Genomic DNA, 10,318 nt, shown 5'->3' with positions numbered 1-10,318 from the left:
AGCCGAACATGATGCCCTGGTCGCCCGCGCCCTCGTCCTTGTTGCCGGCGGCGTCGACGCCCACGGCGATGTCGGCCGACTGGGTGTGCAGGCGGTTGATGAACTCGAAGGTTTCCCAGTGGAAGCCGGTCTGCTCATAGCCGATATCCTTGACCGCGGCGCGTACGGCGGTCTCGATCTCGTCCTGGACGCCGGGGGCCCAATTACCGGCCGTGTCCATGATGCCTTCGCCGCGGATTTCGCCGGCGAGGACCACTAGGTTGGTCGTGGTCAGGGTCTCGCAGGCGATGCGGGCGTAGGGGTCCTTGGCCAGGAAAAGGTCGACCACGGTGTCCGAGATGCGGTCGGCGACCTTGTCGGGGTGACCCTCGGACACGCTTTCCGAGGTGAAGAGGAAGGACGAACGGGACAAGGCGGGCTCCTGAAGGGGGTTCGCGCGCGGCGAGCCGGGGCAGACATATAAAGATATGCTTATATGTTCAAGTCAGGTTTGCGGCACGGGCGTCCGCGACAGAGCGGGGCTCGCCGCACGTTCCCCGGAGAGATGACGCTCCAGGATACCGCTGAACAGGGCATAGAGGGAGACGAGGCCGAACACCCACTGCGCCGCGACCGCTTCACGCGTGCTCAGGTCCGGGGTCAGCAGGATGGCTGCGTGCGACAACACGTTCAGGCTCTGGGCTCCCGAGGCCAGAAGCAGCCACCACCGATCATATCGGAGCGCCAACCCGACGAAGACCGACCAGACGACAAGGTCGCAGACCGCCACCGCCACCATGACGTCGCCGACCTGATAGCCTTGCAGAAAGGGCCCTGACACATAGGCACCAATCAGCAGCGCCACCCCCGCCCGCTCCGGATGCCCGCCCTTGACCCATGCCAGCGGCAGGATCAGCAGCGCCGAACACAGGAAGAAGAGCTGTACGGGGGGCAAGTCAGTGGCTCCAGATCACTTGGCCTCGGGGTCGAACCTCTCGACCACATGGTGGAACTCGCTGACAAGTCCGCCGACGGTGATGAGCATGGCGACCAGGATGATGGCGGTAATGCCGATCAGGATCAGCCGAACGAGCGATCCTCGCGGTGGAGCGCGGTAACCGAGCCGGGCGTTTGCGCCAGCAGCGCCGCCATCGACAGGACCGACGTCAGAAGGTCCGTAGACGATGTCGCCACGGCCGCCTCGGCCTTCAAGGCGCACATCATGTGCGCGCGCACTGGATGATCCCGATCCGCTGTTCCCAGCCGATCCAGCGCGATCTCCAGCTCGTCCCAGCTCCATTGCGGCAGCGGGCCCACCGACTTGGCCATTGTTCGATTTCCCCTCGACGATCTCATCGGAGCGCGGGGGGACCGTTTCGGCTATGGGGTCATTCGGCCCTGGTCCCATTTGGTCCAGGATCGCCAGGGCCGCCTTGCGCCGGTTCACACCCAGGCGCTGGCAGGCCTCATGGACGTGCTTCTTGACCGTTGCTTCCGAGATCCCGAGGTGGGCGGCAATCTCCTTGTCCGTCCGGAAGGCGGTCAAGCGGATGCACTGTTCCTGACGTGCGCTCAGACGGGGGGGCATCATACGCTCCGGGACAAGGCCCCATGCCTTAGTGCGATTGTCGCACCTCCGTCCAGCAGGGACGCGAGCCGAGATCACATTCCCGAGCTTTTCGCCGCAATCGCGACGGGGCCGGAATTGGCGCACCGCGTGCGGCCGCCCTATCACTGGGTCGGTCGATATCAACCGGCCAGAGGATTTCACACGGTGCAGACGCGAACGGTCCAGACCGATACCCGGCCCCAGGCTGTGCTGGAAGCCGGAGATGGCCCCCTGGTGCTGCTGATCCATGGTTTCCCCGAACTGGCCCTGAGTTGGCGCGACCAGATCGCAGCCCTGGCGCAGGCGGGCTACCACGCCGTCGCGCCCGATATGCGCGGCTATGGAGGAAGCCCCGGCCCGGACCCGCGAGACGGCTATTCCATCCTGCATCTGGTCGGCGACATGGTCGATCTGGTCCGGGCCCTGGGCCAGACGCATTGCGTCGTCATCGGTCATGACTGGGGCGCGGCCGTGGCCTGGCACTGCGCCCTGATGCGCCCCGACATGTTTCGCGCCGTCGCCGGTCTGTCGGTGCCGTTCCAGCCCAGGCGTGCCGGCGGCCCGCCGATCCCCGCCATGGCCGCGATCTCGAAACGTGCGGGACTGGGCGACCTCTATATCTCGCGGTTGCAGGCCGATGACGCCCACGCCATCTTCGACGCAGACCCGGCGACGGCGCTGCGCAAATGTTTCTACGGCTACGACGGAGCGACACCGACCCAGCGCCAGTCGACGGGGTTCATCCCGGCGGGCGAAAACATGCTGTCGGTCGTCCCCGAGGACGCGACCCTGCCGCCATGGATGAGCGAGACCCATTTTGCCGAGTATGTGAGTGCCTTTTCCGCCTTCGGGTTCAAGGGGCCGATCGACTGGTATCGCTGCCTGGATCTGAACTGGTCGCTGACGGCCTACCTGCAGGACCGCCGGATCGACCAGCCGTCGCTGTTCATCGTCGGCGAACGCGACCCGGTACGGAACTATTCCGGAAAGCATGAGGCGGAACAGCCTCTTTGGCTTACCGACCTGCGCGGGCAGATCGTCCTGTCGGGCGCAGGCCACTGGATCCAGCAGGAGCGACCGGATGAGGTGAACGCAGCCCTGCTGAAATTTATCGGAAATTCAGGGGTTATTTAGAGGCTGTGATCTAGGGTTGTCGTCCTCTGACACCGTGGGACACGGTATGACGACCAGATCTCCCGATGCGCTAATGCGCAATGTCGCCGGCCACACCATGGACGTGCTGACGTTTGCCGCCCTCCTGACACTGGCGTCGCTGGTAATCTTCCTGGTGCTCCAGGCCTCCGCGATCCCGACCCTGGCCTCCTCGATGCCGACGATCAACGCCGGGCTCATCGCCTCGGCCCTGCTCCTGCTGCGACAGTGGAAGAAAGGCCGCGACGCCGAAAGCGCGGCACGAGCCGGGGCGTCCCACCTGCGCCGGCGCGATCCGGTCACCCAGCTCCCCAACGCCGAAGGCTTCGTCGAAGCGCTCGGCCATCAGGCATCGACCCAGCCCAGGGTCGCCGTCGTCTGCGTCAGCCTGGACCGTCTGCGCGACGTCTACGACCGGCTGGGCACGGCTTGTGGAGATGAGGTGCTGAGGGAACTCGGCGTGCGCCTGTGCTCGGCCCTGGGACAGAGCGGTGCCGTGGCGCGCATCGGCGACGACACCCTGGCCCTGTTCCATCCGTCGTCGAGCGAGATAAAGCTGGCCCTGGTCGGCGGTCAGATCGGCAAGCTGATGTCCCTGCCGGTCGCGACCCCGGCGGGAGAGGTGGTGGTCGGAGCCACGATCGGGGTCAACTTCTGCGACCTGTCGGTCACGGACCCGCGCGAGGCTCTGCGCCAGGCCCGGCTGGCCTGTTCGGCCGCCCGGACGGCCGGCGGCGACCTGGCGTTCTTCGACGCCTCCCTGGACGAGGCGCAACGGCTGAAGCTCGACCTCGAGATGGAACTGCGTCAGGCCCTGGCCGATGGTGTGCTGCGTATGGTCTATCAGCCCCAGATCGACGAGCGCGGCGTGACCATCGGGGTCGAGGCCCTGATGCGCTGGCCCCACCCGACCCGCGGTGCCATCCCGCCCAGCCTGTTCGTGCCTCTGGCCGAGGCGGCGGGCCTCGGCGAGGCGCTCGGCCGATATGCCATGGACCATGCGTTCGCCGATTCCGTCCTGTGGCCAAATCTCAAGGTCGCCATCAACGTCTCGCCGATCCAGCTACAGTCGACCGGCTTCATCACCACCGTGCGCGACCTGCTGAAGAAGCATGACGTGAAACCGCAGGCCTTCGAGTTCGAGATTACCGAGGGTCTGCTGCTGGAGGCCGGGACCACGGTGCTGGGCAACCTGGAACACCTGCGCAAGCTGGGCTTCCAGATCGCGCTCGACGACTTCGGCACCGGCTATTCCAGCCTCAGCTACCTGGGTCAGTTCCCGATCGACAAGATCAAGATCGACCGGTCGTTCGTGACGCCGCTGGGGGTGCGCGAGGACGCCGCCTCCATCATCCGCGCCATCAGCGACCTGTCGGGGGCCATCGGGGTCAAGGTGCTCGCCGAAGGGGTCGAGACCCGCGTCCAGCTAGACATGTTGCGCGCCGAGGGTTGCAACCAGGCCCAGGGCTATTTCGTCGCCCCGCCGATGGCCCGCGCCCAGATCCTCCAGCATTTCGGCCAGGTCGAGACCACGGTGCGCGAGCGCCGGTTGCGCGCCGCCTGACCCGATCTGATTGCCGCTCCGATCGCGGAAGAGTAGTCTGGGGTTCTGAAGGATCGCGCCGCGATCGTATTCGCCAGGCCTGAAATCATGCTGTCGCTCATCCTGTCCGCAGCCCTCCTGACGGCCCAGCCCGCTCACGTCCAGACGCAGGCTCCGACCCCGCCCGTGTCCGCTTCATCGCCCGTCGCCGGCGATCCGGGCGCAGTCGACCTCGGTGACATCGTCGTCGAGGGCGGTCGGCTGGACGAGGCGACCCAGGCCTTCGTCCGCGAGGTCGGGGCGCCGGCGCGGGGGCGCGGTCTGGCCCGCTGGCGCGACGGGGTCTGCGTCGGGGTCGCCAACCTGCGCAACGAGACCGCCCAGTACATCGTCGACCGGGTGTCCACCGTGGCCCAGGATCTGGGCCTGCGCGCCGGCGCACCCGGGTGCGAGCCCAGCGTCCTGATCATCGCCGTCACCGACGCCAATGCCTTCACCGAACAATTCGTCGCGATGCGGCCGCGCCTGTTCATCGTCGGCGGAGGCGGCATGGATCTGGGCCGGTCCGGTCTGCAGCGCTTCAAGACCAACAACCAGCCGGTACGGTGGTGGAACGTCAGCATCCCGGTAGACAGTGACACAGGCGCCATCGCGGTGAGGTTACCGGGCGAAGAGGCCCCGTTTGTCCGCAGCGCGGGATCGCGGATCACCACGAACCTCGTCGACGACACCAAACGGGCCTTCGTGATCGTCGATGTGGACAAGATCTCCGGCGTGTCGCTGCAACAGCTCGGCGACTATCTGGCCATGGTGGTCCTGGCCCAGGTCGATCCCGAAGCGGACACCAGCGCCTATGCGACCGTGCTGAACGTGTTCACGGACCCCGGCCAGACCGACGGGCTGACAGGCTGGGACATGGCCTATCTGCAGGGCCTGTATGACGCCCAGCGGAACTACCAGAATCCGGGCGCGCACCGGAACGAGGTGGCCGGCTCGATCGTCCGCGCCCACCACCGCATCACCGAGGCGCGTGACGCGCCGCCCGAAAACTAGATCCCGGCATACCACTCATAGCCCTGGTCTTCCCAGTAGCCGCCCCGACCGCCCTGGATGTGGTCGAAACTTTCGACGGCCTCGATGCGGCGGATGTATTTGGCCTGTTTGTAGCCCAGTTGGCGCTCGACCCGGAGCCTGAGCGGCGCGCCGTGGGGCACGCCCAGAACCTCGCCGTTCATGTCATAGGCCAGGATGGTCTGGGGATGACGGGCGTCGATCAGGTCGATGCTCTCGTAGTACCGCGGTCCTTCCTCGGTCTGGGTCAGGGCGTCGAAACAGTGGAAAACGAGGTAGCGGGCCTCAGGCTTCAGCCCCGCCTCGTCGATCAGGGTCTCCAGACGCACCCCGGTCCACTGGCCGATCGAGGTCCAGCCCTCGACGCAGTCGTGCTTGGTGATCTGGGTACGGCTGGGCCGGGCGCGCAGGTCGTCCAGCGACAGGCTCAACGGTCGATCCACCAGCCCGTCGATGACCAGCCGGTAGTCGGCGAATCCGTCGTCCCTCAACGCCACATAGTCGGCGGCTGCCGGATCGATCGACCCATTGGCGCGGAAGTCGGGCGAGATGTCGGCGGCGGCATATTCGGGTGCCAGGGCCTCTCGCGGGACCAGCAGCCGCTGCGCCCGGCGGGTCAGCCCCTCGGCCATGCGCAGGGCCTGAAGCACCACCGGCGGGGTGGTCGGGCTGCAGGCGGACAAGGCCGCCGCCCCCAGGGTAGCAAAGGCACCGGCCAGCCAGCGACGGCGGTTCATCGGTCGTCTCCATCGCGATCGGGGCTCGGCTCGATCACGAACCAGCCCGTGATCATGGCCCGCATGTTGTTGTAGAGCCCGGTCCAGATCACCAGACCGACATGGATGACGATGAAGCCGACGATCAGCCCGGCCGAGATGAAATGCAGGGTCCGCGCCGACTGACGCCCGCCCATCAGGTCCAGCAGCACGCCTCCGATCGCATTGAACCCCGGCGACATCGACAGGCCGGTGATCAGCATCATCGGAAGGACAATCAGAACCATGGCCACATAGGTCAGCTTCTGGATGACGTTATAGACCCGCGCGTGGTCGTCCTTTGGAAAATGGAACCGCGCGTGCTCGACCACCGAGGGCCAGAACCCCTTGAGGTCGGCGACCGTCGGCCACAGTCGCCGTCCGAACCGGCCCGAGATGAAACCATAGGCCAGGTAGATCAGCCCGTTCAGAACGAACACCCAGGCGAAGGCGAAATGCCAGGTCCGCGCCTCGGCCAGGTTCCGTCCCTGCGGGATCATCAGCCAGTCCGGGATCGTCGCGATCCGCACCCAGGGGTCCTCGAACGTCGAACGCAGGCCCCAGTAGAGGGCCGGGTGCGCCATCAGGATATTCAGCCCGCTCATGATCAGCACGACCACCGCCACGACGTTCAGCCAGTGGGTGATCCGCACGAGGACGGGGTGCCGCCATGTGTCGACCCGCCCGCCGGGCAGGGGCCGGTCGCCGTGGGGCTCGGATGTCTCGGGCAAAGTTCCCGGCTCCGAGATCGTATCGGCCGTCTGATCCGTCATCGCCCGCTCCCCTTGCCCCGCAACGCTCCCACGTCGCGGTGGGCCGCGCAATGTGGGCTTGCGGGGGAGATACGAAGCAGGAGGGGGAAAGGTTACGCGAGCCGCCGCCTCAGGCGTCCTCGTCGAACTTTCGCGCCACGAGGTCCAGCAACGCCTCGACGGCTTCGGGGGCGTCGGAGCCCTCGGCGGAGATGTCGATGGCGCAGCCGTTGCCGGCACCCAGCATCAACAGTCCCATGATCGAGCGTGCATCGACGGTCTGGCCGTCGCGCGTGACCTGGATCTCGGCCTCGAAGCCCGAGGCCAGCTTCACGAACTTGGCCGAGGCGCGGGCGTGCAGGCCGCGGGTGTTGCAGATGTTGGCGGTCGCCGTGACCGGGGCCGTGGTGGGGCTCATTTCTCGCCCGCCAGAACCCAGGAGGCGACCGAGATGTATTTGCGCCCGGCGTCCTGGGCGTGGGCCACGCAGGCCTCGAGGCTCTCGCGGCCGCGCACCGAGCCCAGCTTGATCAGCATCGGCAGGTTCAGCCCGGCGATGACCTCGGCATGGGTCTGCTCCATCACCGAGATGGCCAGGTTGGAGGGGGTGCCGCCGAACATGTCGGTCAGCAGGATCACGCCCGAACCGTCGTCGACGGCGGCGGCGGCGTCCAGGATGTCGCGACGGCGACGCTCCATGTCGTCCTCGGGACCGATGCAGATGGCCGCGACCGCGCTCTGCGGGCCCACGACGTGCTCCATCGCCGCCAGGAATTCGGAGGCCAGACCCCCGTGGGTGACGATCACCAGCCCGATCATGAAGGCTTCACCGCTCAACGCCCCCGCGTCTGCGCCCTGACCGGAGGGGAGCACCGGATGGGCCGCAAGCGGGCCTAGATAGAGGAAACCGAACGGGGATTAAAGCCGCCGCGTCGTCAAACTTGTCGCACGCCCGAAGACAGCGCCACGGCGAGCGTCCGCGTCGCCGAGGCGGGCCGGATATCCAGCGTCAGGCAAGGCAGGCGAAGCCCCGCGATCTCGACGTGATCGGGTTCGGGCAGGCGTTCGGGCGGCACCTGGCCACAGGCGACCACGAGGGCGATCCGGCTGATCCAGCGCGACGGCGTGGCCACGATGCCCAGGCCGCGCGCCTCGATCCGGCCAGCAATCTGGTCGGGCGCGGTCGCGAACACCGCCCCGCCGGACCGCCAGACATGGACATAGTCGTCGCCGATCAGCCGCCAGCCCTCGCCGATGAGCCGAAGCGCCAGATCGCTTTTTCCCGAGCCGGACGCGCCGGTCAGCAGGACCCCCCGCCAGTCCCCGGCGATCTGCGTCGCGACGGCGGTGGCATGGATCGCTCCGGCGTCCGCCCCGGTCACGGGCGACGCACCACCACCAGATGGGTCGCCGGCAGTTCCACCTGGAACCGCGCCCCGACGACGGCGCCACTCGCATCGGTGCGGTTCTCCGCCTGGACCCGCCCGCCGTGGGCCTCGACGATCTGGCGCACGATCGACAGGCCGAGGCCCGAGTTGGCCCCGAAGGCCGTGCCTCTAGGCCGCGAGGTATAGAACCGCTCGAACACCGTCTCCAGATTGTCGGGCGGGATGCCGGGGCCGTCGTCCTCCACCGACACGGTGACGATGCGGCCTGTATCGGTCTCGTCGCGCCCGATCGTGACCCGGACCTCGCCGCCCGCCGGGCTGAAGGAGCGGGCGTTGTCGATCAGGTTCCTGAACACCTGGCCAAGAGGCCCATCGCGCCCCAGCACCCGCGCATCACCGCCCGGGGACAGCACGACCGAGGCATCGCCGGGTTTGGACGTCGTCTCATACACCTGGACGATGTCGCCCAGCAGGAGGTTCAGATCGACCGGGCGCGGCCGGTCGCGCGACAGTTCGGCGTCCAGACGCGACGCGTTGGAAATGTCGGTGATCAGCCGGTCCAGCCGGCGCACATCGGCCTGCAACAGGGCCGTCAGCCGGTCGCGCTGGGACTTCTCCTTGACCAGATCCAGCGTCTCCAGCGCCGACCGGATCGAGGTCAGGGGGTTCTTGATCTCGTGGCTGACGTCGGCGGCAAAGGCCTCGATGGCGTCCATCCGGTCCGACAGGGTCTCGGTCATGGTTTCCAGCGACCGCGCCAGGTCGCCGATCTCGTCCTTGCGATGCTCGAGGTCGGGCAGGGAGATGGCGCGCGCCCTGCCCTGACGCACCTCCTCCGCCGCCGCCGACAGCCGCATCACCGGCCGGGCCACGAACAGATGCAGCAACAGACTGGCCAGCAGGTTCACCGCCAGGGCCACCACCGCGAACGGCAGAAGCGCCCGCCGCTGGGCATCCAGAATCTGGTCGACGTCACCCGCCTCCAGCGTCAGCACCCCCAGCACCTGGCGCACGTGGCGAACCGGCAGGGAGACCGAGATGACGCGTCGACCATCCTCGGCCATGCGGACATTGGCCTGGGGCTGGCCGTCCAGGGCGCCGGCGACCTCGGCCGACAGTTCGGCGTTGGCGCGGGCCAGGTCGCTGCTCTCGCGCTCGACCGCCTTGGTCGTGTCTTCAGGCGGCGATCCGGCAGGTCGCGCGGGCGGCAGGGCCTCGCCGGGAATCGCCTCGGTCAGCACATAGGAATCGGCGATCGGCTGTAGCGGCAGGCCCGGCGCGCTGTCGGCGACGGCCAGACCATCGACGTCGAACAGTCGCGCCCTCTGGCCGTCGGGGATGAAGTTGTCGGTCAGCCAGCGCGCCGCCTCGATCGGGTCGAGATAGGGAGTCGGCACCCCTTGGGTCACGCCGACCCGCGGCTCCCCCAGGACCCGCACCAGCAGTTCGGCCTGCGACGTCAAAGCCTCCTGTCGGGCCTCGACCAGCCCCTGACGCAGTTCATTGAGGGCCAGCGCGCCCCCGAACAGGATGAACAGGCTGACCAGGTTCAGCGCCAGGATCAGCCCGCCCAGACGCGAAAACCCGAACCGCTTCACGCGCCGGGGTTCGGCCTCCTCGGGTCGCTGGCCGTCGTCGGCGTCGCTCACGCGATCAGCTTTCGCGATAGCGGTATCCGACGCCGTACAGGGTTTCGATCGCGTCGAACTCGCCGTCGACCACGCGGAACTTCTTGCGCATCCGCTTGACGTGGCTGTCGATGGTGCGGTCGTCGACATAGACCTGATCGTCGTAGGCGGCGTCCATCAGGTTGTCGCGGCTCTTCACGAAGCCGGGCCGCTGGGCCAGGGCTTGGAGCAGCAGGAACTCGGTGACCGTCAGCTTGACCGGCTTGCCGTCCCAGGTGCTCTCGTGCCGGGCAGGGTCCATGACCAGCTTGCCGCGACGGATGGCCTTGCCACTGACCTCGGCCGAGGGCTCGGGCTCGCCACCGTCGGCACCGGTGCGCCGCAGCAGGGCCTTGACCCGCTCGATCAGCAGCCGCTGACTGAAGGGTTTGTGGATATAGT

The 10,318-nt window shown here is 67.5% G+C and carries 13 protein-coding genes; 3 read left to right on the top strand and 10 right to left on the bottom strand.

Going from position 1 to position 10,318, the window contains the following annotated elements; all coding sequences use genetic code 11:
- From JHC99_RS14345 to JHC99_RS14335, 3 genes are all read right to left on the bottom strand, one after another.
- Window positions 1-412, bottom strand: a 412-nt coding sequence (locus JHC99_RS14345) for an S-adenosylmethionine synthetase N-terminal domain-containing protein (RefSeq protein ID WP_292155090.1), incomplete at its 3' end; no start/stop codon positions are given.
- 72 nt (window positions 413-484) lie between these two features.
- The gene (locus tag JHC99_RS14340) at window positions 485-934 is read right to left on the bottom strand and encodes a hypothetical protein (protein WP_292155089.1); all 450 of its coding nucleotides are present in this window, start codon (window positions 932-934) and stop codon (window positions 485-487) included.
- Window positions 935-949: 15 nt separating this feature from the next.
- The gene (locus JHC99_RS14335; RefSeq protein WP_292155088.1) at window positions 950-1,567 is read right to left on the bottom strand and encodes a helix-turn-helix transcriptional regulator; all 618 of its coding nucleotides are present in this window, start codon (window positions 1,565-1,567) and stop codon (window positions 950-952) included.
- A 186-nt stretch (window positions 1,568-1,753) separates the two neighbouring features.
- Between JHC99_RS14335 and JHC99_RS14330 the strand changes: the two genes are divergently transcribed.
- The 3 genes from JHC99_RS14330 (at window position 1,754) to JHC99_RS14320 (ending at window position 5,336) form a co-directional block, all read left to right on the top strand.
- Window positions 1,754-2,722 carry an alpha/beta hydrolase gene (locus JHC99_RS14330; protein ID WP_292155087.1) on the top strand — a complete coding sequence of 323 codons (969 nt, stop codon included), beginning with the start codon at window positions 1,754-1,756 and terminating at the stop codon, window positions 2,720-2,722.
- Between the two features lie 46 nt (window positions 2,723-2,768).
- Complete coding sequence (locus tag JHC99_RS14325) at window positions 2,769-4,304, top strand: bifunctional diguanylate cyclase/phosphodiesterase (RefSeq protein ID WP_292155086.1); 1,536 nt, start codon at window positions 2,769-2,771, stop codon at window positions 4,302-4,304.
- Between the two features lie 87 nt (window positions 4,305-4,391).
- Entirely contained in the window at window positions 4,392-5,336 is a 945-nt protein-coding gene (locus tag JHC99_RS14320) for a hypothetical protein (RefSeq protein ID WP_292155084.1), read from the top strand.
- On the opposite strand, the gene JHC99_RS14315 is transcribed toward JHC99_RS14320, so the two are convergent.
- From JHC99_RS14315 to JHC99_RS14285, 7 genes are all read right to left on the bottom strand, one after another.
- Window positions 5,333-6,091: a molybdopterin-binding protein gene (locus tag JHC99_RS14315; protein ID WP_292155083.1), complete on the bottom strand. Its 759-nt coding sequence runs from the start codon at window positions 6,089-6,091 to the stop codon at window positions 5,333-5,335. The two genes, JHC99_RS14320 and JHC99_RS14315, sit on opposite strands and share 4 nt — an antisense overlap.
- Entirely contained in the window at window positions 6,088-6,882 is a 795-nt protein-coding gene (locus JHC99_RS14310) for a cytochrome b/b6 domain-containing protein (protein ID WP_292155082.1), read from the bottom strand. Before JHC99_RS14310 ends, JHC99_RS14315 begins: the two co-directional genes overlap by 4 nt.
- Before the next feature lie 109 nt (window positions 6,883-6,991).
- Window positions 6,992-7,279, bottom strand: a complete 288-nt coding sequence (locus JHC99_RS14305; RefSeq protein ID WP_292155081.1) for an HPr family phosphocarrier protein — start codon at window positions 7,277-7,279, stop codon at window positions 6,992-6,994.
- Window positions 7,276-7,680, bottom strand: coding sequence for a PTS sugar transporter subunit IIA (locus JHC99_RS14300; RefSeq protein ID WP_271147114.1), 405 nt, complete (start codon window positions 7,678-7,680; stop codon window positions 7,276-7,278). The genes JHC99_RS14305 and JHC99_RS14300 overlap by 4 nt, the downstream gene beginning before the upstream one ends.
- Window positions 7,681-7,796: 116 nt before the next feature.
- Window positions 7,797-8,243, bottom strand: a complete 447-nt coding sequence (locus tag JHC99_RS14295) for a serine kinase (protein ID WP_292155080.1) — start codon at window positions 8,241-8,243, stop codon at window positions 7,797-7,799.
- Window positions 8,240-9,898, bottom strand: coding sequence for an ATP-binding protein (locus tag JHC99_RS14290; protein ID WP_292155079.1), 1,659 nt, complete (start codon window positions 9,896-9,898; stop codon window positions 8,240-8,242). The genes JHC99_RS14295 and JHC99_RS14290 overlap by 4 nt, the downstream gene beginning before the upstream one ends.
- A 4-nt stretch (window positions 9,899-9,902) precedes the next feature.
- On the bottom strand, window positions 9,903-10,318 hold a 416-nt coding region (locus JHC99_RS14285; RefSeq protein ID WP_292155077.1), incomplete at its 5' end, for a response regulator transcription factor.

This window comes from Brevundimonas sp. (assembly GCF_016463485.1).
Taxonomy (GTDB): domain Bacteria; phylum Pseudomonadota; class Alphaproteobacteria; order Caulobacterales; family Caulobacteraceae; genus Brevundimonas.
Note: the sequence above shows the minus strand (reverse complement) of the source record. Positions and strands in the feature narration are given on the sequence as shown.

Excerpts from the sequence above, each read along its gene's own strand:
- JHC99_RS14315 (WP_292155083.1), bottom strand. The coding sequence starts at position 6,091 with ATGAACCGCCGTCGCTGGCTGGCCGGTGCCTTTGCTACCCTGGGGGCG.
- JHC99_RS14320 (WP_292155084.1), top strand. The coding sequence starts at position 4,392 with ATGCTGTCGCTCATCCTGTCCGCAGCCCTCCTGACGGCCCAGCCCGCT.
- JHC99_RS14310 (WP_292155082.1), bottom strand. The coding sequence starts at position 6,882 with ATGACGGATCAGACGGCCGATACGATCTCGGAGCCGGGAACTTTGCCC.
- JHC99_RS14335 (WP_292155088.1), bottom strand. The coding sequence starts at position 1,567 with ATGCCCCCCCGTCTGAGCGCACGTCAGGAACAGTGCATCCGCTTGACC.
- JHC99_RS14305 (WP_292155081.1), bottom strand. The coding sequence starts at position 7,279 with ATGAGCCCCACCACGGCCCCGGTCACGGCGACCGCCAACATCTGCAAC.
- JHC99_RS14325 (WP_292155086.1), top strand. The coding sequence starts at position 2,769 with ATGACGACCAGATCTCCCGATGCGCTAATGCGCAATGTCGCCGGCCAC.
- JHC99_RS14300 (WP_271147114.1), bottom strand. The coding sequence starts at position 7,680 with ATGATCGGGCTGGTGATCGTCACCCACGGGGGTCTGGCCTCCGAATTC.